The sequence below is a fragment of the Psychrobacter sp. ASPA161_6 genome (assembly GCF_051970285.1).
In the GTDB taxonomy this organism is placed as follows: Bacteria; Pseudomonadota; Gammaproteobacteria; order Pseudomonadales; family Moraxellaceae; genus Psychrobacter; species Psychrobacter glaciei.
Genome location: NZ_JBEFNJ010000008.1, coordinates 1 through 21,386, shown reverse-complemented (window position 1 = coordinate 21,386; position 21,386 = coordinate 1). Strand labels below are relative to the sequence as shown.

At 42.2% G+C, this 21,386-nt stretch carries 20 protein-coding genes; 11 read left to right on the top strand and 9 right to left on the bottom strand.

Translation table 11 applies throughout. The annotated features are described in order from the left end of the window. Window positions 1–956: 956 nt before the first annotated feature. Window positions 957–1,517: a hypothetical protein gene (locus ACTQ9T_RS14470; protein WP_025644126.1), complete on the bottom strand. Its 561-nt coding sequence runs from the start codon at window positions 1,515–1,517 to the stop codon at window positions 957–959. Between the two features lie 353 nt (window positions 1,518–1,870). On the opposite strand from ACTQ9T_RS14470, the gene ACTQ9T_RS14465 reads away from it, so the two are divergent. Both ACTQ9T_RS14465 and ACTQ9T_RS14460 read left to right on the top strand, forming a co-directional pair. Continuing rightward, a complete protein-coding gene (locus ACTQ9T_RS14465; protein ID WP_440465481.1) occupies window positions 1,871–2,191 on the top strand; it encodes a plasmid mobilization protein in 321 nt (106 codons plus the stop codon). Further along, window positions 2,188–3,255 carry a hypothetical protein gene (locus ACTQ9T_RS14460; protein WP_440465480.1) on the top strand — a complete coding sequence of 356 codons (1,068 nt, stop codon included), beginning with the start codon at window positions 2,188–2,190 and terminating at the stop codon, window positions 3,253–3,255. The genes ACTQ9T_RS14465 and ACTQ9T_RS14460 overlap by 4 nt, the downstream gene beginning before the upstream one ends. Window positions 3,256–3,279: 24 nt before the next feature. On the opposite strand, the gene ACTQ9T_RS14455 is transcribed toward ACTQ9T_RS14460, so the two are convergent. Further along, window positions 3,280–3,804 carry a plasmid replication DNA-binding protein gene (locus tag ACTQ9T_RS14455; RefSeq protein ID WP_440465479.1) on the bottom strand — a complete coding sequence of 175 codons (525 nt, stop codon included), beginning with the start codon at window positions 3,802–3,804 and terminating at the stop codon, window positions 3,280–3,282. A 278-nt stretch (window positions 3,805–4,082) separates the two neighbouring features. Between ACTQ9T_RS14455 and ACTQ9T_RS14450 the strand changes: the two genes are divergently transcribed. After that, window positions 4,083–5,027, top strand: a complete 945-nt coding sequence (locus tag ACTQ9T_RS14450; RefSeq protein WP_440465478.1) for a DNA-binding protein — start codon at window positions 4,083–4,085, stop codon at window positions 5,025–5,027. An 86-nt stretch (window positions 5,028–5,113) separates the two neighbouring features. Here the strand turns inward: ACTQ9T_RS14450 and ACTQ9T_RS14445 are convergent, their stop codons facing one another. Beyond that, on the bottom strand, window positions 5,114–5,311 hold the full coding sequence (locus tag ACTQ9T_RS14445) for a hypothetical protein (RefSeq protein ID WP_100750145.1): 198 nt from the start codon (window positions 5,309–5,311) through the stop codon (window positions 5,114–5,116). A gap of 117 nt (window positions 5,312–5,428) precedes the next feature. Beyond that, a complete protein-coding gene (locus ACTQ9T_RS14440; RefSeq protein WP_440465477.1) occupies window positions 5,429–6,061 on the bottom strand; it encodes a recombinase family protein in 633 nt (210 codons plus the stop codon). A gap of 715 nt (window positions 6,062–6,776) precedes the next feature. Here ACTQ9T_RS14440 and ACTQ9T_RS14435 point away from each other — a divergent pair. Then, window positions 6,777–7,193 carry a hypothetical protein gene (locus tag ACTQ9T_RS14435; protein WP_045456027.1) on the top strand — a complete coding sequence of 139 codons (417 nt, stop codon included), beginning with the start codon at window positions 6,777–6,779 and terminating at the stop codon, window positions 7,191–7,193. Window positions 7,194–7,515: 322 nt separating this feature from the next. Beyond that, window positions 7,516–8,820, top strand: a complete 1,305-nt coding sequence (locus ACTQ9T_RS14430) for an NAD(P)/FAD-dependent oxidoreductase (RefSeq protein ID WP_102076502.1) — start codon at window positions 7,516–7,518, stop codon at window positions 8,818–8,820. Window positions 8,821–8,891: 71 nt separating this feature from the next. Here ACTQ9T_RS14430 and uvrA read toward each other — a convergent pair whose 3' ends face one another. From uvrA to ACTQ9T_RS14410, 4 genes are all read right to left on the bottom strand, one after another. After that, window positions 8,892–11,426 (bottom strand): excinuclease ABC subunit UvrA, encoded by a 2,535-nt coding sequence (uvrA, locus tag ACTQ9T_RS14425; RefSeq protein ID WP_102076503.1) that lies wholly within the window; start codon window positions 11,424–11,426, stop codon window positions 8,892–8,894. 333 nt (window positions 11,427–11,759) lie between these two features. Then, window positions 11,760–12,143 (bottom strand): VOC family protein, encoded by a 384-nt coding sequence (locus ACTQ9T_RS14420; RefSeq protein WP_102076504.1) that lies wholly within the window; start codon window positions 12,141–12,143, stop codon window positions 11,760–11,762. 288 nt (window positions 12,144–12,431) lie between these two features. Then, entirely contained in the window at window positions 12,432–13,358 is a 927-nt protein-coding gene (locus ACTQ9T_RS14415) for a bestrophin family protein (protein WP_133378666.1), read from the bottom strand. Window positions 13,359–13,475: 117 nt separating this feature from the next. Then, a complete protein-coding gene (locus ACTQ9T_RS14410; protein WP_102076505.1) occupies window positions 13,476–14,348 on the bottom strand; it encodes a LysR family transcriptional regulator in 873 nt (290 codons plus the stop codon). A 136-nt stretch (window positions 14,349–14,484) separates the two neighbouring features. On the opposite strand from ACTQ9T_RS14410, the gene ACTQ9T_RS14405 reads away from it, so the two are divergent. The 6 genes from ACTQ9T_RS14405 to ACTQ9T_RS14380 all read left to right on the top strand — a co-directional run bounded on the left by ACTQ9T_RS14405 (window position 14,485) and on the right by ACTQ9T_RS14380 (window position 19,896). Further along, window positions 14,485–14,811 carry a DMT family transporter gene (locus tag ACTQ9T_RS14405; protein WP_102076506.1) on the top strand — a complete coding sequence of 109 codons (327 nt, stop codon included), beginning with the start codon at window positions 14,485–14,487 and terminating at the stop codon, window positions 14,809–14,811. A 220-nt stretch (window positions 14,812–15,031) separates the two neighbouring features. Further along, the gene (locus ACTQ9T_RS14400; protein WP_180952511.1) at window positions 15,032–16,141 is read left to right on the top strand and encodes an S-(hydroxymethyl)glutathione dehydrogenase/class III alcohol dehydrogenase; all 1,110 of its coding nucleotides are present in this window, start codon (window positions 15,032–15,034) and stop codon (window positions 16,139–16,141) included. A gap of 143 nt (window positions 16,142–16,284) precedes the next feature. Beyond that, window positions 16,285–17,118 (top strand): S-formylglutathione hydrolase, encoded by an 834-nt coding sequence (fghA, locus tag ACTQ9T_RS14395; protein WP_228706521.1) that lies wholly within the window; start codon window positions 16,285–16,287, stop codon window positions 17,116–17,118. A 176-nt stretch (window positions 17,119–17,294) separates the two neighbouring features. Continuing rightward, window positions 17,295–18,191 carry a CARB/PSE/RTG family carbenicillin-hydrolyzing class A beta-lactamase gene (gene blaCARB / locus ACTQ9T_RS14390; protein WP_102076509.1) on the top strand — a complete coding sequence of 299 codons (897 nt, stop codon included), beginning with the start codon at window positions 17,295–17,297 and terminating at the stop codon, window positions 18,189–18,191. 293 nt (window positions 18,192–18,484) lie between these two features. Continuing rightward, a complete protein-coding gene (locus ACTQ9T_RS14385) occupies window positions 18,485–18,955 on the top strand; it encodes a hypothetical protein (RefSeq protein ID WP_058025525.1) in 471 nt (156 codons plus the stop codon). 140 nt (window positions 18,956–19,095) lie between these two features. After that, complete coding sequence (locus ACTQ9T_RS14380; RefSeq protein ID WP_440465476.1) at window positions 19,096–19,896, top strand: LlaMI family restriction endonuclease; 801 nt, start codon at window positions 19,096–19,098, stop codon at window positions 19,894–19,896. On the opposite strand, the gene dcm is transcribed toward ACTQ9T_RS14380, so the two are convergent. Further along, complete coding sequence (gene dcm / locus ACTQ9T_RS14375; RefSeq protein ID WP_440465475.1) at window positions 19,879–21,153, bottom strand: DNA (cytosine-5-)-methyltransferase; 1,275 nt, start codon at window positions 21,151–21,153, stop codon at window positions 19,879–19,881. The two genes, ACTQ9T_RS14380 and dcm, sit on opposite strands and share 18 nt — an antisense overlap. Window positions 21,154–21,386: the final 233 nt, after the last annotated feature.

The window sequence follows — 21,386 nt, the reverse complement described above, 5'->3', positions numbered from 1 at the left end:
GGGCCTTCACTTGGTGTTCTTTAACAATGATAAGACTGTATTTCGACAGTTAGTTAGCTTTTTAACCCCTAAACCTATGAAAATCGGGTGGGGATGATTTTTTTGTCGTGTGCAGAGTTAATAAACAAAAAAATAAACCCCCCTACTACTTGACGTAATAGGGGGGTTTATCGTTTAATGTTCATTAACGGTTACAGACGTTTGGCGACGCCTGTAACGACCAAATAAGCATTCACACTGCGTTATTTGACCAGCAATTAAGCCCATTAAGGTCTATTTTAAGCCAAATCTAGGCTAATTTGCAATCAAATTACTCATTTTACTACTGTAAGTTACCAATTTTACTCAGTAAAACCGTCTATTTGCTCGTTACTTTCGTCCATTGATGTTCTGTATCTGTTCCCTAGCAATGGGTGGCAGGCCTCAGTGACGACTGCATTGCGTGGGTGATACGAAAGTTCTCGACAGGGGTTACTAGACAGATTGAACTACGCAATGAGAGGTTATATTGTCTTTCGAAGCGGTATATTGGGTATATTGCCCTTGCTAGCATTAGAAAGCGTATAACGGTCATGAGCGTGTCTAGGCGGTGCTATCAGCCGTAATCATGACAGAGTCAGCTTGATACAGTGATGACTTCCCGAGACGATGCCGATCGACCGACAGGCAGTTGTCAGGGCAATACTCTAAAGGGTTCGCAAGTTTTTACTTGTGGGCGCTTTAGGGTGAGTGTTGCCGAAACTTCAACCTCTCTCCCTCCAAGCAGTTGTCCACAGAGTTGTCCATCAGGGTTGTCCACATAGCAAGGGCAACAGCGCGGAGCCCTTTAGGAGTAGCTCAGGCGCTGTTGCCCTTGCTGCTTATGTGGACATACGCTGTGGGCATACTCTAGTGGGCACACTGATTAAGAGGGAGAGAGAGGAAAGATTCAAAAAAAAAAGAAAAATTTGAAATTTTTACTGTTTTTCTTGCTGCTGCTTTTTATAGCTATTAATAAAAGGTCGAAGGCTATCAGGTATTTTCATGTATATCTTATAGACCTTTACTTCTTCGTTAGTTATACCAAGTTCTTTTTTGACCTTGAGTCGTAAATTTCTTACAGCTTTACGATGCCTATAGCAAATAAACGCATCTAGGAGCAATTTGTAATTGTTCAAGTCTGCTTTGATAATATCTAGTATCTCTTGAGCTGACGTGTTACTAAGCGGATCTTTATGTGCCGTTAAAAAACTCAGTTTCTTGTTGTCAACACTCGTACCCAGTAGTTCCAATATTTGAGCTGCTCGATAGGTGTTTATCTGATCGTGAAGCTTTTCGATGCTTGGTGTATGTTCTATTATTTTCTTAAATGTGTAGTAGTCTATAGGGTAATTTTTAGCATCTTCGCTATCAAAATCTAGAATATGAACACCGCTAATAAAGGCTATAAATAAATTCTTAGCTATAGATCCCTCCTTTCTTATAGCGTTCACTCGCATCATGTTTACCTTGCGTTTAGAGTACGGCACTTCACTCATAACTACTCCTTATTGCTTCTATAGAGTGCTGATCATACCTCAGTATTTGCATATATACACATTTATTTTTTTTAGTATACAGCGTATGTATAGACATAGATATAAGTATATATAGACATTAATTATATTGTGTATAGACATATGTCGTTATCATATATACACATATATCTTTCATTATATATAGACATATATTTTCTATCATATATACACATTTATGATATTATTTTAAGCCAGCAGTCCTAAGAGGGGGCTATTTCCGCTTTGCTACAATATCCTCTCTTAGGTGCTGACAAAGGGGCTATCGCCCCCTTGACCCCCCAACCACCCCTATACCTAGAACAGGAGCCAGTCTTATGCCACCAATTAGCGGTAAAAAAAGGACTAAAGAGATTGCGATTCGAGTCACTGAGGATGAGTTAGCTGCGCTAAAGAAGCGGCAACAGGGAACGACGATGGCAGGATGGATGCGTGATTTGGGTTTAGGGGTAACCCCAATGAAGCCAGCTGACCCTGAGCTAGTTCGCGCTCTTGGTCGTATTGGCTCTAATCTAAATCAGCTCACCAAACACGTTAATATCAATAAGCAGGTAGATGAAAACGTACTTGAGCAGATTAAAGCGATTAGGACGTCTATCGATGCGCTGCTTAATGAGCATTTGCGAGGTGAGTCATGATTGTTAAATTCTTTAGGCGAGGGCAAGGATCAGGCGCAGGGCCGCTTAATTACTTATTGGGCGGTAAGGATACCCCTAGGGAGGGTGCAAAGGTGCTCTACGGCGATCCTAGGCTCACTGAGCAGCTGATTAATACCACACCATTCAAGCAAAAGTATAAAGCAGGGGTGCTGTCTTTTACGGAAGATGCGACACAATTTACTGATGAGCAGAAAAAAGACATTATGCAGCGCTTTGAAGAGACACTGTTTGTAGGGCTTGAGCCCGATCAGTACGATATATTGTGGGTTGAACATACTGATAAGGGTGGACGGCTTGAGCTAAATTTTGTGATCCCTTGTCAAGAGCTTCGAAGCGGTAAGCGGCTGCAGCCATTTTATGCGGGGGCCGACTTGGTACGGGTGAATGCTTTTAAGAATATCATCAATCAAGAGTATGGATGGACTGATCCCAATGAGCCAGAGCGTAAGCGACTAATCAACCCTTATGTGAATAATGCGCCCCGTCCAACCCCATATGATAGGCCGCCCAAGTCTAAAGAGAAGGAGCAGGAAAAAGAAGACAATGAGATCATCGCCAAGCCTGAGAGCACTTTTGCCTTAAAAGCAGCGATTGATCGAAGAATGTGGCATAGGCTAGCAGAGGGTAGTCTTAATGGCCGCAGTAGTGTGCTTTATGCCCTAGAAAGTATGGGGTTAACGATTAAGAGAGCAACGAATAGCAGCATCAGCGTGGCGCATCCTGCTATGACACGAAATGTTAGGCTCAAAGGCACTATCTATGAGAAGGATTTTAAGGCTTTGTCGCAGCAAGCGCAGCTTATTGAGGGTCGTCAAGGAGATTATGAGAGAACGAGTGAGTCTCGCGGTCATCGAGACTTAAAAACGTGGACTACAGGTATGGAGATCAAGAAAGAGTATCACGAGAAGTTATATGGTGATATCAAAGCGCCTGAGCCTTTAGCGCTTGTTAATAACCATGTGACCTCTAAGGAGCCGCAAGATAACGCACCTAAAGTAGAGGTGCCGACTCCGCAGCGCTCATACAGTGGACCAAGACCATAGCAAGTTTACTGCCCTTTTACGCAATCAAAAGGGCCACCATGTTTTCTTTGCGGCGCTAGATACAGCTGTCGTTTCTTTTGCTGGTAGCGGCTCAGGCTCCAATGGTGATTGTTGCTGGTGATCGCGATGATCAGGGTCAAAACGTTTAAATTCCAGTAATCTGACTTGGGTAAGGTCATGAATACTGGCATTGGCTTTTTCTAATATTGTATTGAGATGGGTGATCTGATCTTGATAATTGGCTATCAGCTGTTTTTGTTCTTGTACTTGTTGTTGTAGGTGTTCATTCTTGAGCTTTTCGAGCGCTAACTGATGTTCAAGCAGTGTACTGTTCTGTACATTTTGACTGTTCAGCGGTGTACTTTGGACAGGGTTCACGGATTGTTCAGAACGTTTTTTAGCAATTGGCTCACCAAACACGCGTAACATTTCCGAAACGTCTATTTTCTTGTCCGCCGTTCTAGAGAGTTCGCCATCATTGACTTTCTGGTAGATGGTCGTTCTTGATACTCCCCATTCTTTTGCCGCTTCTGTCACTGATATGTTCATTATTTACCTAATGTTCAAGGACGTTTTCAACCATTGTACAATACGACTGTTCAGAACGTTTGCTGAACAACTATCGCATGATTGCTGCTACTTGGCAAATGATAACGCTTGCTCAGCCTCTAGCGCTAAAAATTGAAGTAATATCGCTGATTCTAGACCTAAAGATCCCTTGAGGCTTTTTTATATCTTGTATTGTAGTATATTGTAAATTGTATTATACTACATGCATAATATACAACAATTACATATTTATTCATACAAAATTAAGGACGATAATGATGGCCATCACTATTCAGCAAATTCATGCTACTGCCGACCAATTGCAAGAACAAGGAATTAAGCCAACATTAGCTGAGGTGCGTAAGGCTTTGGGCGGAGGTTCATTCACAACCATCAGTGAGGCGATGAAGTCTTGGCGTCAGGATAACCAAGAAGAAGAGCAGCTCAGACAGGTTGAGCTACCAAGTGGTATCACTGAGCGCTTACAAGCGCTTGGTGCGGATATGTGGCAGACGGCCATTGATATCGCTAATGATCGCTTGGTGAAAGAGCGTGAGGCACTAGAGAGTATTAAGGCCAAGGCACAAGCTGAAACAGATGAGGCGCAAGAGGCGGTTAAAACGCTAGAGAGTGAACAAGCCGATTTGTTGGTACAGCTCGATGAAGTCACAGCAACGGCAGAGGCAGCAGCAATCAGTACAGCTCAAATGACTGCTGAGCGTGATACGCTGTTACAGACGCTCAGTGATACTCAGCACGCGCTTGAGCTTGAGCAAGCTAAAACAGATGCAGCCCAAGTGCAACTTGCAGAGCTACACAGCAGCTTTGACCAGCAGTCAAAAGAGCTTAACGTCAACTTATCAAAAGTGGCCACGCTTGAAGCCACTGCTAATAGCGATAAAGCAGAAATTGCACGTCTGCAAATAGAACTAACAGCGACTAAGGATGAGCTAAAGACAGTCACTACTGAACGTAATGAGATAGCGACTGACACGGCAGAAGTTAAAGGGGAGTTAAAGGCTATAATCGCTGAGCGCGATAAGCTATCAGGACTCAACGAGCAGCTGACAACACAGCAAGCAACACTCAGCACAGATCACCAGCTGCTGCTTAAGCAGTATGAGGCAGTATCAGCCAGTTATAGCGCTGAGCAAGAGAAGACTGATGCATTAACGATACAACTTGAGGACATGCAAGCAGCGTTGAATAAAGACGTGGATTAAAAGTAGACGTTGAGTTACAGATAGCCTCGCTATTTCAGGTAGAATTTTTAAAGTAAGTAAATATTGTCCCTCAGTCAAAACAGGTATTAATCTATAAACTCAAAACCAACTCGAACAGCTAAAAAACCACTATCTATTCCCAACTCAGGTTGTCTTGAAATTAAAGACCTTTCAATAGATTCCCTTTCACCACTAACAAACCTAACATTCGCAGGACGTCCATTTACTACAATGTTTTCACCGACTTTAGGTTCTTTTCCTAATGTAAAATATTTATATTCCATAATAAAATCCTTTATTGAAACTATAATCTATTGTAAGTATATCCCAGCGGAACCATCTAAAAAAGCTCATTAATCTATTAATTGACTACTCATATTAGATTGCTGTAGTGGAACTACTTAATAAGCAACGATAAGTTCCGGTCTTTGCTTGACCACATCAGCGATCAGGTGCCGTGAGCACTTGGTCATTTTTTGAATATCAGAATAGCTATGACCTGATTTAAGCAGACTAGCGATGATCTTGCGTTTTTCCGCATCTTTCCTGCGTCCTAAATACTTACCTTCGGCCTTAGCACGAGCAATACCTTGCATCTGACGGTTACGGCGATCCTCATAATCTTTTCGAGCAATGGCTGCGAGCATATCCAACATCATCGAATTAATGGCCTGTAATACACTGCTCATAAATTCAGTGCTGCTTTCAGATTGAAGAGCCATATACGAGGTGGGCAGCTCTTTTGATACGATAGAGAGCTTTTTTTCTGATAGCATTCTTTTGAGCGTATCCCAATCAGCTTGGTTCAAGCGTGCCAAGCGATCAATCTGCTCAACTAAGATAATATCGCCCTTATGAGCATCTTCAATCAGCTGCATAAGCTTGGGTCGCACCAAGATAGCTCCTGATTCGTTTTCGACATAGAAGGCAGCAACTTTGTGGCCATGATCGTTGGCAAATGATATGAGTTCGCTTTTGGCACGCTTAGCGTCTTGTTCTTTGGTTGACGCTCGTAGATACGCTCTAATAAACATAAACACCTAAAGTAGTCTGTTATAAGTGGTTCCATTATAGCAGTCTGTTTTAAGTGGTCTGTTAATAGGTTTGAAGGGTAAAATAACTGGTTCCCTTGGGGTATACCCTAATTTACAATCCACACTTTAAATTAATAAGTCCAAAAAAGACTTGTTGGTAATTTTCATATCATTCAAAGTAGTTAGCTAACTCTCCCAAGCATAAGATACTTATCCAATAGAATTAAGCTGCCTAGTTTAGTTTTTGCATTGGCGTAAACTTACAAACAATCAAATGGAAAAATTATTATGAAGTCTAAGCTAGTCATTGTGGTGCTCATACTGTTATTTTTATCTGGTTTGTCAGGGCTACTGGAAATTGTGTTTTACAACGGTATTAATGCCGATGGTATATTGCAAGAAAGTTTCTTTTTGCCGTTATCCTTCATATTGGCAACACTAGCGGTCGTACTTTATATATGCTCAATAGTAACTAAACTAATATCTGCAAAGCTCAAATGCTGATGATGGAAGCCTTATTTATACTCTGCAATTATCTTCTATTATTACTAACATGTAAAAGTCATTTGATTCTAATGCTGGTTATCATTTCTCATAAACAATGTAAAGTAGGCGTTATAGATCAGATAGTAAGTAACGAGCTGAATCTATAGTGCTAAAAAACATATGATTTACAGATACTGATCTTTAAGTCAACCTTATTAGGATTAAAATAATGACTCTTTCCGTAAACAAAAACAATGTAGACTCACTTGCTCAAGAGTCTGGTATCCAACTTATTAAAGCAGGTACTTATAAGCTAAACCAACTCGCTGGCTTACTTGAAGTTAACAACCTAAAAAGTCAAATGGCAGAAGTTAATGTCACCGATAATGCCAATGGCTTAACGGTTGGTTTTTTTGCCATGCAACCTGGTGTTGATTTTGAGTTTACTTATGAATTTGTAGAATACAAAGTAATCACTAAAGGTAAGATTGTGATGCGAGACTTACAAGGCAACAAGTATGTGGCAGAAGTAGGTGATATCTTACTATTTACACCTAACGTGACGGTTATATTTGATGGCGAAAGTGATGGTGAGGCAGTTTATACCGCACATCGCAGTGCTGATAACATGTTTGCACCTAAGTAAAATTTCAGGCTTATTATGAAAAATACATGATGAGCCTGTTAGCTGATTTCATGGTTGTTAATAACGATTTGAACAAGTCATCTGCCTTCGATCTATTGAGGAGGGTAGATACATCAAGTACTCACGATTAAGCTTCTAATATTCATGATTGTGATGGCCATAAGCTCACCATTTCCTGCCACGTAAAAGCCTGATTTATGATTTTAGCTTTCATGAATCTCACCTCATAATGACAGCAGTCTATTAGTTACTCTGGTTTTCATAACCTACCTTGCGAATAGATTGTCAGTTATTTGAATATGTTATTGTCTAGGACAACGTTATGAATATAATCACACCTAAAATTGTCGTTATTGGCGGCGGTGCTGGTGGTTTAGAGCTTGTAACCCAATTAGGACACAAGTTAGGAAAGAAAAAGCAAGCCGATATATTATTAATAGATAAAAACCGTACTCATATTTGGAAACCGTTACTGCATGAAGTCGCGACAGGCTCTATTGATTCTGATTTAGATGGTGTGGTGTACTCGGCGCATGCTGCTCAGCATCATTACCACTTTCAGCTGGGGGAATTTGATAATATTGATCAAAAAACTAAAACCATCACTCTTGCTGCACTGTATGATGAATCAGGCCATACTATCTTGCCGGAACGCCACGTGCACTACGATCATCTTGTTATTGCCATTGGCAGCATAAGTAACGACTTCAATACCCCTGGGGTGAAGGAAAACTGCTACTTTTTGGACTCAACTCAGCAAGCTCAACGTTTTCAGCATTCATTGCTTGATGGTTTTACGCGTCTTCATCAAGATGATAACCAGCAGCAAGCACTTAATATCGCCATTGTTGGTGGAGGTGCAACGGGCGTAGAACTTTCAGCTGAGCTGTACCATGTGTCTAATCTATTAAAGCTATACGGCTTGACAAATATGTCGCCGAAACGTTTACACATCCATTTAATTGAAGCGGGACCACGCATTTTACCTGCCTTGCCTGAGCGTATTGCATCAAGTGCTAAGCGCGAATTATTGAAACTAGGCGTTCATGTACGTGAACATACACAGGTGAAAGAGGCGACGAAGTACGGCTTTATTACGAAAGATGATGAGCAGATTGAGGCTGATATCATGGTATGGGCGGCAGGCGTAAAAGCCCCTGATTTTATTAAAGATTTGGGGGTTTTTGAGCTTACTTCTAATAATCAAATTCGGGTAAATAAATTTTTACAAAGCACGGTTGATGACCGTATCTTTGTATTAGGCGATTGCTGCGCCTTCACCCAAACCGATGGCAAACAAGTGCCACCGCGCGCGCAATCTGCACATCAAATGGCAAAATGTGTTGAAAAAAATATAATTGCAACGTTAAGAAAGCAGCCACTACGAGGTTTTACCTATAACGATTATGGGTCACTGGTTAATCTATCACGTTACGGTACTGTGGGAAACTTAATGGGTAATCTCACCAATAACAGCTTTTTCATTGAAGGAAAGATTGCCCGTTTTATGTACATATCGCTCTATCGCATGCATCAGATGTCTATTCATGGTGCCTTCAAGACATTTGCTTTATGGATTAGCGAAAAGATACTACGCATAGGTCGTCCAAAGATCAAATTACATTAAGTAAAACGACAGCGATAAACTGATTATCGCTGTCGTTTTTTTACACTATCATAAGAGGTTTGCGACGGGCACTAGAGGCGCATGAAAGGTGCGGTTCGGCTGATCTTCGACTCAGCGACTGTTTCAGGTAATCCTTGCGCCACGATATGGCCACCTTCACCACCTGCACCAGGGCCGATATCAATCACCCAATCACTACTACTAGCAACCTGCATGTCGTGTTCGACCATGATAACGCTGTTACCGGCATCAACAAGTCCATTCAATTGCGCCATCAACATCGAGACATCTTTTGGGTGCAAACCCGTTGTTGGCTCATCTAGGATATACAGCGTATCGCCGCGCTGCGTTCGCTGCAATTCAGTGGCAAGTTTAATACGTTGGGCTTCACCGCCAGATAGCTCAGTTGCTGGTTGGCCAAGTCGTAAGTAGCCAAGCCCGACTTGTAGCAAGGCACTTAATGCTCGCAAGATAGCAGGGTCGTCTGCAAAGAATTCATAAGCTGATTCAACCGTGAGCGCCAGCACATCGGCGATGTTTTTGTCACGATACGTGACCTCTAGCGTGTCCTCATTGTAGCGCTGTCCGTGACAGACTTGGCAAGGCGAATAGACGCTAGGAAGAAACAGTAGCTCGACACTCACAAAGCCTAAGCCTTCACAATTAGGACAACGACCTTTAGTCGTGTTGAATGAAAAACGCCCTGCGTTGTAACGACGAGATTTTGCCTCGCTCGTTGACGCGAATAGCTTACGGACATGATCAAACAGTCCGGTATAGGTAGCAAGGTTTGAGCGCGGCGTACGCCCAATAGCTTTTTGATCGACGGTTACCAGTCGTTTGACATCATCCATACCCTCAATGATTTGTCCACCGGTTGGCGTCTCCAACTCTTGCTCAAGTAAATCGGCTTCGCCAGTTGGAGCTTCAACCGTTTGTTTTTGTCCTAGAGCCTCATAAACGAGCTCTACCAAAGCTTGACTCACTAGACTCGACTTTCCTGAACCTGATACACCCGTGACAGTAGTCATCACACCCAATGGAAAACCGACATCCAGCTCTTGTAAGTTATTACGCGTAATCCCTGTAAGTTTAAGCCACGCTGTCGGCTCTCTTGGTGTGCGTTTTACGATAGCGTCAGTGCTGAACAGATAGCGGCTGGTATGCGAGTGAGTCACGTCGCGCAATCCCTCTACAGGACCACTATAAATCACCTCGCCGCCATGAGTACCCGCATTGGGGCCAACGTCTACGATCCAATCAGCGTGTCTGATGACGCTCACATCATGCTCGACGACAAACACTGAGTTACCAGCGGCAATGAGCTCATCTAAGGCACTTAGTAATGCTTGGGTATCTGCTGGATGAAGACCAGCGGATGGTTCATCTAGTACATAAACCACCCCAAAAAGTTGTGAGCGAATTTGAGTGGCTAGGCGTAAGCGTTGTAGCTCACCAGGAGATAGTGTAGGTGTGGTGCGCTCAAGTGATAAGTACCCCAAACCCAATAGGGTCAGTGCTTTTACCCGAGATAACATATCACTGGCAATGCGCTGAGCGACGATAGCCTTTTCACGATTTGCCATATTGTCAGTTGGGACTTTATTGGCCGCAGTCTCAAGCTTGCGCGCCAGTTCGATAAAGGTCAGTTGCGACAGCTCCCCAATATCGAGTCCTGCGAACGTAACGGATAGTGATTCTTTTTTCAGTTTTTTACCATCACATTCTGGACATACAGAGATTTGCATAAACTGAGAAACGCGCTTTTTTGTCAATGAGCTCTGAGTAGTGGCAAAAGAATGCAGTATGAAGCGCTTTGCACTCGAAAACGTGCCCATATAGTTGGGCTTTTCGCCGCTCTCAATCGCTTTTCTTACTTGCTCAAGGCTGTATTCAGGGTAGACAGGAACGGTTGGGGTTTCATCTGTAAACAAGATCCAATCGCGGGTTTCTTTTGGCAGTTTATGCCAAGGCGTGTCAATATCGTAGCCGAGTGACACCAGTATGCGGCTTAGGTTTTTGCCTTGCCACGCTGGTGGCCATGCTGCGATAGCACGCTCTCGAATGGTTTTGGTGTTATCAGGTACTAGTAACTCTTCGGTGACTTCAAACACGCGGCCAATACCAGAGCAAGTAGGACAGGCACCCTCAGGTGTATTTGGCGAAAACGCATCGGCATACAATATCTCTTGACCAGTAGGATAATCTCCAGCTCGTGAATAGAGCATGCGTAGCCCGTTTGAGATAGAGGTAACACTGCCCACTGATGAACGCACTGAGGGCGTACCTCGTTGTTGTTGTAGAGCAACTGCTGGCGGCAGACCTTCTATCATATCAACATCAGGCTCATCAACTTGATCTATCAATCGACGCGCATAAGGGGATACTGAATCTAAATAACGACGTTGTGACTCAGCAAATAAAGTGCCAAAAGCAAGTGATGACTTACCTGATCCTGATATACCGGTAAAAACGACCAGTGCATCACGAGGTAAATCTACATCTATATTCTTTAAGTTATGAACGCGAGCTCCCCTGACTCGAACACTGTGGTCAGTGTCACAGAGAATGTCTTTATTGATATGTTTATTGTTATTGGTGGCCATAAACAGGCGACTCCTATTGAATTGTATTTCTTGATTTTAAATATATTTGGATTTTGCTCATTGACGTTTGCAGTCATGGATAAGTGTTATTTATCTATTGATATTCTTTATAAAAGGTTGAATGTAATAAGAAGAATTTTAACATTTTGTTGCTATTACAGAGTCTGTGCGTTACTTACATAGTACGCGGACTCACATAAATAGACAGGGTATCAAGTGTTATAAAGCTGATTTCAATGACGAAAAAGGGTCCTGCAAAATTTGCAGGACCCTTTTTCGGTAGTATTGATACTAATATTAGCGGTTACGAACGAGCGGTCCGTAAGACTGCTGTTATGCTTCTTTGAAGCAATAAACGGCAAGCTTATTACCATCTAGATCACGAACATAGGCCGCGTAAGCGTTAGGCGCCCAATCGCGTGTACCAGGCTGGCCTTCATCTTGAGCACCAGCGCTCAATGCTGCTGCATGAAATGCGTCAATAGCAGCGCGGCTTGGTGCTTCAAAGCTCACCATATTACCATTACCAACACTAGCTGGTTGACCATTATTAGGTTTCATAACAAATAAAGATGGTGCATCTACGCCCCATATTGAACCATTATCACCTAGGTCAGCAATACGTTTAAGCCCTAGAATCTCTAAAACGTTGTCATAGAATGTACGTGCTTGATTAACATCGTTAGTGCCAAGGGTAACGTGAGTAAAAATGCTCATGTGTTGTTCTCCGGTTGTGGATGATTTTTTATCAATAGTTTTTCTATCGAGTTGCAGCAAGTTTGCCGCGTCGTCTGTCGATAGAAACCATCATACGTTATTTCATATAAAAGATAATAGGTCTAAAAAGAAAATGACTTTTACCATAAGGTAATAATAATTTTTATTAATAGAGGCTCGTATATCTACTCATGTTTGAACAATGCCATTATTTGTTCCGTCACCATCAAGACTGTTTATATAACTACTCAGCCAGAGACTTAAGGCTAACTGCTTACGCAAAATAATTTACTGTAAGTAGCCATTTTTAGATTTTATATCGGGCGGCAGATCGGTTTCTCCCAGTGCCTCTAGTAAGTTAATTTCGATGGTACGCGACAGAGCACTCAGTGGTAGATTGTTAGCGGCCAAGCCAAAAGGCGATTCCAACTCCTCACTAAGAGCATCTAAACCAAAAAAAGTATAGGCGATCACTGCACAGACAAACGGAGTAGCCCATCCCAGAGATGACACCAAACCAAAAGGCAACATAAAGCAATATAAGTAGGTGGTGCGATGTACTAACAGCGTATAAGCAAATGGTAGTGGCGTATAATGAATGCGCTCGCAGGCGGCCAAAACTACAGTCATAGAGGTCAGCCGTTCATCCATGTTCTGTACTAGAAATTCCGATAATAATCGCTCACGTCGGCTATAACCGACCTTTTTCCCCATCAGCCGCAGCAGGTACTCGGGCAGATTTTGCGCTTGGCGCATGCTGAGGTGATGCTCGGGTTCTACAAAACGATCAACGTCCTGCCAAGGTTCAGTGTCACGTAGTCGATGGCGCAGAGCATGAGTAAAGGCGATGGTTAGGTGAATCATACGGCGCTGGGTTTGCCGTCCAGTCTCCGTTTCTTCATCCATAAATGAGAGCACTTGGCGGGCCAAGCTACGAGCATCCACTACTAGCTGACCCCATTGACCCCTAGCTTCCCACCAGCGTTGATAGCTGGCATTGTTACGAAAGCCGAGGAACAATGATAAAGCAACCCCTAGAAAAGTGAAGGGAGCCGTACTATAAGAGGAGAAGAAGCCTGGAAACCAGTACTGGATGCCTGCTATTAGAGTGCTAAGCAAGATGGTGAGAAAAATCTGAGGATAAATTTTTGGTAGGATAGAGCCGCGCAAGGTAAAAAACAGCTTGAGTGCGTTCGGTTTTTGCTTGACGATCATGTCAGCCTCCTAACGATCGAGTTGGTTAGAGTAGTGTGCAAGACCTCCAAGTAATTAGATGATTTATCTTTCGAGGTGCGAGGCCTTAAAGTATGGGTAGTTCTTACTATCACCCAGTTAGGGTTTAGATAAATGTGCTGCTAAATAATCTAGTAGCAGCCTAATTTTTGGCGACAAATGGCGATTATGAGGATATAGAGCCCAAATAGCTTCCTCAGGTTCCCTAAGATTATCCAATAAGCTGACCAGCTCCCCCGATTCTAAATGCTTTTGTACGTAGTAATCAGGTAGCTGCACAATACCCAATCCCTTTATAGCCGCATCGACTAAACTATAACCGCTGTTATAACGCACGCTACCTGTCACTCGAATGTTTTTCTCTTTACCAGACTCTTTAAAGTGCCAGTAGTCTAGCGTCCCCAGCAGACAGTTATGTTGACCAAGTTCGGTCAGAGAATGCGGTATGCCGTATTTCTCAATATAGGAGGGCGCCGCACAGACAAAATTAGTACGACTACTGAGTTTTTTTGCCATCATAGTCGAATCACGAAGCTTTCCAATGCGAATGGCTAAATCATAGCCCTCTTCAATCAAATCAACCTGCTGATTACTCAAAAAGGCAGTCACTTCAATATCACTATATTGCACCATAAAGTCATTCACCAATGGCATCAATTGTTGTTCACCATAAGTGACAGGAGTTGTCAGTTTAATCATGCCTTGCGGTTTTGACTGCAAATTAGTCACCGCTTGCTCTGCGGCATCGAGACCATCAAGTACCCCGCGGCAGTGCTGATAAAAAACACGGCCTTCTTCTGTTAGCGAGACCTTACGAGTCGTTCGGTAAAGTAATTTAATATTGAGACGTTGTTCTAAGGCGCTGACTTGTCGACTTACTTGAGCGGTCGAGATGCCTATTTTCTTTGCAGCTTTCGTAAAACTCTCGTATTCAGCCACGTAAACGAACTCACTGATACCATCCCATTTCATCATTATTACCTATATGCAAAAGATAGTTTCGAATATAGCATATTATCATCTAATCAGAAATAGATATAATACAAGCATAAATTCAAACAGGCTCCAGTTCATTGCAACTAAAGCTTGCTAATACAAGAGGTGCAAAATGAGTTGGATGTTTCTTTTTTTCGGAGTGGTTGCAGAAGCTTTATCTCACGTTGCATTAAAACAGACGGATGGCTTCACTAAGCCGTTAGCAAGTATGTTAGTTCTGTTAGGACATCTAGCTGCATTTGTTTTTTTAGGACAGGCTATGAAAGGAATGCCGGTTGGTATTGTTCATGCGCTATGGGCAGGACTTGCGATAGTGACGGTAACGGCATTGTCTGCGGTTATCTACCGACAACATCTCGATTTGAGCACTTGGATCGGCATGGGGTTGGTTGCAGTAGGCGTTGCTACCATTAGCCTATCACAAGGGCATAGCCATTGATGTAAAGTAGCAACGAAGTACTGTATCCTTTTAAGTAGCTGCATTTGATGGGGCTAAAAGATAATAGTAAAGCAGTAGAACACTCATATCACAAAATGGTAAGGTAAATAGAGATCAAATTTTTCGCTCAGCTCAACATGGTGTTCTAGAAATATGTCTGAGTTGAACAGGGACAACAATCAACTAACCAAAAAGAGAGACTCTTATGTCAGATAAATTTATTAAATCGAAAGCCGCCATTGCTTGGGGGCCAAATCAGCCGCTATCTATCGAAGAAGTGGATGTCATGCTGCCGCGCAAAGGCGAAGTCTTGGTAAAAATCATCGCTAGCGGCGTTTGTCATACCGATGCCTTTACCTTATCTGGTGAAGACCCAGAAGGTGTATTCCCAGCGATTTTGGGTCATGAAGGTGGTGGTATCGTTGAGCAAATTGGTGAAGGCGTCACCAGTGTCCAAGTTGGCGACCATGTCATTCCTCTATACACCGCAGAATGTGGTGAATGTAAATTCTGTACTTCAGGTAAAACCAACCTATGCTCAGCAGTGCGCGAGACTCAAGGTAAAGGTCTGATGCCAGACGGCACAACGCGTTTTTATAAAGATGGTCAGCCAATTTACCATTACATGGGTTGCTCAACTTTTTCTGAATATACTGTCTTGCCAGAGATCTCATTGGCTAAAGTCAATAAAGAAGCGCCATTAGAAGAAGTTTGCTTGCTAGGTTGTGGCGTCACGACTGGTATGGGTGCGGTCATGAACACTGCAAAAGTCGAAGAAGGTGCTACGGTCGCTATCTTTGGCATGGGCGGTATTGGGCTGTCAGCGGTCATCGGTGCTGCAATGGCAAAAGCCAGCCGCATCATTGTGATTGATATCAATGAAAGCAAGTTTGAGTTAGCCAAAAAACTAGGCGCAACTGACTGTATTAATCCAAAAGATTATGACAAACCAATTCAGGAAGTCATCGTTGAGTTAACCGATGGCGGTGTTGATTATTCGTTTGAATGTATCGGTAACGTCGATGTGATGCGTTCCGCGCTTGAGTGCTGCCATAAAGGCTGGGGCGAGTCGGTTATTATCGGCGTGGCTGGTGCAGGTAAAGAAATTTCAACCCGTCCATTCCAGTTAGTGACTGGTCGTGTCTGGAAAGGTTCAGCATTTGGCGGCGTGAAAGGTCGTACGGAATTGCCAGGTTATGTTGAGCGCTATCTAGCGGGCGAAATCCCATTACAGGATTTCATTACTCATACCATGCCATTAGAAGACATCAATGAAGCGTTTGACTTGATGCATAAAGGCGAGAGTATTCGTACGGTTATTCATTTTTAAGAATGAGTCATCATGATCTTTTTTAACAAATAATCGGTCATTTATAGGTGATTAACATTAAGTAGTTATGTTGTCATGATAACAGTGCTGTCTCTTTTTGGGGGCAGCATTTAATGTTTTAACAGAGGTGTTTTAGTATGTCCATAGAGAATATTAGTGTCAATAAAAGTTTTGGTGGCTGGCATAAGCAGTATAGCCATCATTCAAAATCATTAAATTGTAGTATGCAGTTTGCTATTTACTTGCCGCCTCAGATGGGCAGTGGTACAAAAGTCCCTGTCCTTTATTGGTTGTCAGGCTTGACCTGCACAGATGAGAACGTCATGCAGAAGTCTGGGATACAGCGTATTGCTGCAGAATTGGGTATCGCTATTGTCGCCCCAGATACTAGCCCTCGTGGTGAAGATGTTGCTGATGATGCAGCCTACGATTTAGGTCAAGGGGCAGGATTCTACGTTAATGCTACTGAGATGCCTTGGAGCAAGCACTACCAGATGTATGATTATGTGGTCAATGAGTTGCCTGAGTTAATTGAGGCATCGTTTCCAGTATCTGATAAGAGAGCCATTTCTGGTCATTCGATGGGTGGTCTTGGTGCGTTGAACATTGGCATGCTTAACCCAGAGCGTTACCGCTCAATGTCTGCTTTTAGTCCTATCAGTAACCCTGTGAATTCTCCATGGGGACAAAAAGCTTTTACTGCTTATTTAGGTGAAGATAAAGCCAATTGGCTGAACTACGATCCTAGTGAGCTCATGAAACGAGCAACTGAATTAGTTCCTGCTAAAGTAGATCAGGGTGAGTCTGACAACTTCCTTGTAGAGCAGCTCAAGCCAGAAGCTTTACTCGCAGCTGCAGAATCAAACGATTATCCTTTAATGTATCAATTGCATGAGGGCTATGACCATAGTTACTATTTTATCGCCAGCTTTATTGAAGAGCATTTGCGCTTTCATGCCAAACATCTAAGTCAGTAAACTGAACAACTGATGAAATATTTTTAGCTAACCGTAACACTATCAGTAATAGTGTTACGGGACTGATTTCGAGTATGGTAGCTATACCATTACACCGTATAGGCAAGGCATATTGTTTTCAAAGGGTTTGCGTTATAACTGTAGATCATATGCCTTCAAAGGAAACTCTAATCATCATGCATTTACTCCAAAACAAGATTAAAATTTTTAGCACACTAATCACTATTTTTTGTCTTACGCTATCATTACACGTCAATGCAGCAGGCTCACTAATTGACTCTGTCAAAAATGCTGAGAATAAATTGGGTGCTCGAATCGGCATGGCTGTGCATGATTTAGAGACCGAGCAACGCTGGGAGTATAGAGCTGATGAACGTTTTCCTTTAAGCAGTACTTTTAAAACACTTGCTTGTGCCAATGTTCTTCATAATGTTGACTTAGGTCAGGAAAAGATAGATAGAGTCATAAGGTTCTCTAAAAGAAATCTGGTTACTTACTCTCCTGTGACAGAAAAGCAGGTAGGCAAAAAAGGTATGTCTCTTGGGGAGTTGTGTCATGCAACCCTGTCAACCAGTGATAATTCAGCTGCCAACTTTATTTTGCAAGCCATAGGTGGACCTAAATCTCTCACTCATTTTTTACGTTCTATTGGGGACAATACAACGCGACTTGATCGCTGGGAAACTGAGCTGAATGAGGCGACACCTAAAGATAAAAGAGATACCACCACACCAATGGCAATGATAACGACACTTGAAAAATTAGTGGTGGGAGAAACATTATCTACTGAGTCTCGTCAACAACTGCAATCTTGGCTTAAGGCTAATGAGGTTGGTGATGCGCTGTTTCGTAAAGGTGTTCCAAGTGACTGGATCATAGCAGACAGAACAGGCGCTGGCGGTTATGGATCACGTGCGATTACGGCTGTAATGTGGCCTCCAGGTCGCAAACCTATCATCGCCGCTTTATACATTACGGACACCGATGCTTCGTTTGAAGATAGAAACGCTGTGATTGCGAAAATCGGTATAGAGATAGCAAACACAGTGTTGATAGAACGTACTCTTGAATAATCTAATGAATAAGGATGAAAGGTAGATCAAAAATAGTTTAATTTACTCGCAAAAATCTCATTTTGTGTACATTTTAGCTATATTGATAAATCAAACCATTGATCAATATAGCTCACAATTGAAGGTTTAAGTTCTCACTAGATAGCAGCCCTTCTTCCCATAACAGACGTTATGACAAATGACTTTGGATAGAAGGATTCGGTTTCATTATTTCCGTTGGGGTATTACAGATATGGCTTATCCTGAATTAGGATTGTAATAAACACATCAAGACGAAATTAAGGACTATAGATATGACTACCACTGCATCAGAATTAAATACGCAGGATTTTATTACAGAATTTGGGCAGCATGAGCTTGTAAGCGATTTTAGCGAAGAAGCGATTAACGCTATTTTAACCCAATATAAGCGTGTGCAAAGCGAAAGCAATGACCCAGCGTCTATTGCTTGGGAGCCGCTCTTTAATGACGCTCTAGAGTGGGATGCATCGGGTGTTGTTTACGAGCTTAGTAGTGAAGTAAAAGAATATGCCAGCGAAATCATCAACATGATACGTAATGCAGATATTGGCATCAGTGCCGATGCGAAAGAAAAGTTTGACAGCTTGGAACATGATCTAAGCGATGAGGAATTGCTACAGTTTTTTCGATCTGAGTTGATGAAATCACCCGATTATTCTAATGAGGTTGCGGCCATTCTAGCTCGTGAAAACGATTTCACAAAACTTGATAACGGTAAGTATCTTATTTTAGGCGCTTATTGATTTTTGACGCCTAAATCTGCTATTCGAATCCTTATTAGGCTATAGCGCCCTTTCAGCTACGTCTATCAACCCATTAATTCTCACAGGTATCTGACTTAATAATTTGCGACAATAGCCAACTTAACTAAGGAGCTATTGCAATGCAAATCACTATTTCAGATGAAGAAATGAAAATAATTGAGCTTTTTCAACAGAATGTTTATGGGAAATCGCCTGATACCACTGAATTTAATCAGCGTCATGATGGTAAGGCTGGGCACTGGCTTGAAAGACAGATGGGTATAGCAGCAAACGCTAATAACGAGCCTGATTTACATGGCTATGAGATGAAAAACTCTACTGGTAGCAAAACAACCTTTGGAGACTGGAGCGCCAGCTATTATATTTTCTCAAATAAAGAAAACAATATAGACCGTACAAGATTCATGGAGATATTTGGTAAGCCTAACGAAAAGAAAGAGGGGCGTTATTCATGGTCAGGTAGTCCAATACCTAATTTTAATTCTCCATCAACCTATAATGGCTCAGAAATGATCTTTGATGATGAAAAGAACATAATCATCGTTTATAACTATTCAAAAGACCCTCGCCCTGATAAAGCAAGTATAGTTCCAGCAAGCCTACAACAAGAGGGGGTTATTCTAGCCCGTTGGGATAGAGAGAACTTAAATAGTAAGCTCACAAAGAAGTTCGGCCATCACGGTTGGTTCAAGTGTAATAAAGGCAAAGACGGCTGTTACAATCAGATCGCTTTTGGTGAGCCAATGATCTTCGATAATTGGATTAAACTCGTTGAGCAGGGCATAGTATTTTTTGACAGTGGTATGTACGTAGGAAATGCTCGTAACTACTCCCAATGGCGCGCTAATAACAACCATTGGGACTCATTAATTACCCGTACCTATCCACCATTCCCAGGATTTTTAGATAACAGCCAATAAATCAGCTTGTTTTTGAATGGCCTCAGCTTTGTGGAATGTTGAGATCATTTGCTCTGCTACCGCCTCAATGACCTTGACGCAAACAGAGTTACCAAACTGTTTGTACGCTTGAGTCTTAGATACTGCGTCAGTCAAAAACTCCTCGGGGAAGCCTTGTAATCTAGCGCATTCTCGGGGAGTTAACATTCTTGGGTTTTTCCCATATTGAGATTGATCTATCAAGGCCTCAGAACCATCTTTATAGTACCGTGCGCTAATGGTATTGGTGTACTCGCTGTCATGGTTAAATAAGCTGTAACCAAAGCCGTTGCCTTTGTTTATGTGCTGGTCCTTTCTTTTTTGATGACCAGCCCATAGGTTATCGGATATGGTATAGACCGTATCATCAGCTGGCACATCCTCTAATATATCGCCAACACGGGTTTTGCTATGAGTAGGCTTAGGAAAACTAAATAGCTCGTCAAAGTTTTCGACTTTGTCAAAATAATCTCTATTAAAACCTACGATAAAAATACGCTCTCTATTTTGTGGCGCACCAAAGTCCGCAGCCCTTAACACAGCATATCCTACCCAATAATTTAGCTTATGAGATAACGCCTCTCGCGCTTCTTCACTCATAGGAACATCATCAGGTATGCTGTCTTTATGCTGCCCAGTCAAAATATCGTAGATGGTTTGAAAGGTTTCCCCTTTCTTATCAGTTCTGAGACGCTTCACATTTTCTAGTAAAAACATTTTTGGACGTTTTTCAGCTAAAATTCGCTGAATCTCAAAAAACATAGTGCCGCGTGTGTCTTTAAAGCCTTGTTTTAGACCGGCCTGTGAGAACGCTTGGCAAGGAAAACCCGCTAAAAGTAAATCATGATCGGGAATGTCTTTGGCTTGAATTTGGGTAATATCCCCACTTGGATACTCGCCATAATTAGCAAAGTAGGTCTTTTGAGCGTGTTTATCAATCTCACTGGTGAAAACACACTCACCGCCCTGTTTTTGAAACGGCAGACGTATACCGCCAATACCTGCAAACAAATCAATAAAAGTGAAATCACTATCCTTATTACTATGCTCAAAAGGATGGCTGTTGTTAAGTGCTTCTAGCTTCGCTAACCTTGTAGCAGAAGGTTTGTGCTCACCGTTCTCCCAGCCACGAACCGTCCTTTCACCTGCTTCTTTCATCCCTAATAACAATGCTAATTCTTTTTGAGAAACGCCTAATAACTTACGTTTCTCAATAACATATTGCTGAGTATCTTTCATAGTAACCTACTTTTAAAGTATCCTGTTTTATTCCCGGATTTTAACATAGGTTATTCACTTTGTGTAAGATAAAAGCTGCATCTTGTCTTAAAATATGAAAATGATAATTAATAAACCTCTGCACACGACAAAAAAATCATCCCCACCCGATTTTCATAGGTTTAGGGGTTAAAAAGCTAACTAACTGTCGAAATACAGTCTTATCATTGTTAAAAAACACCAAGCGAAGGCCT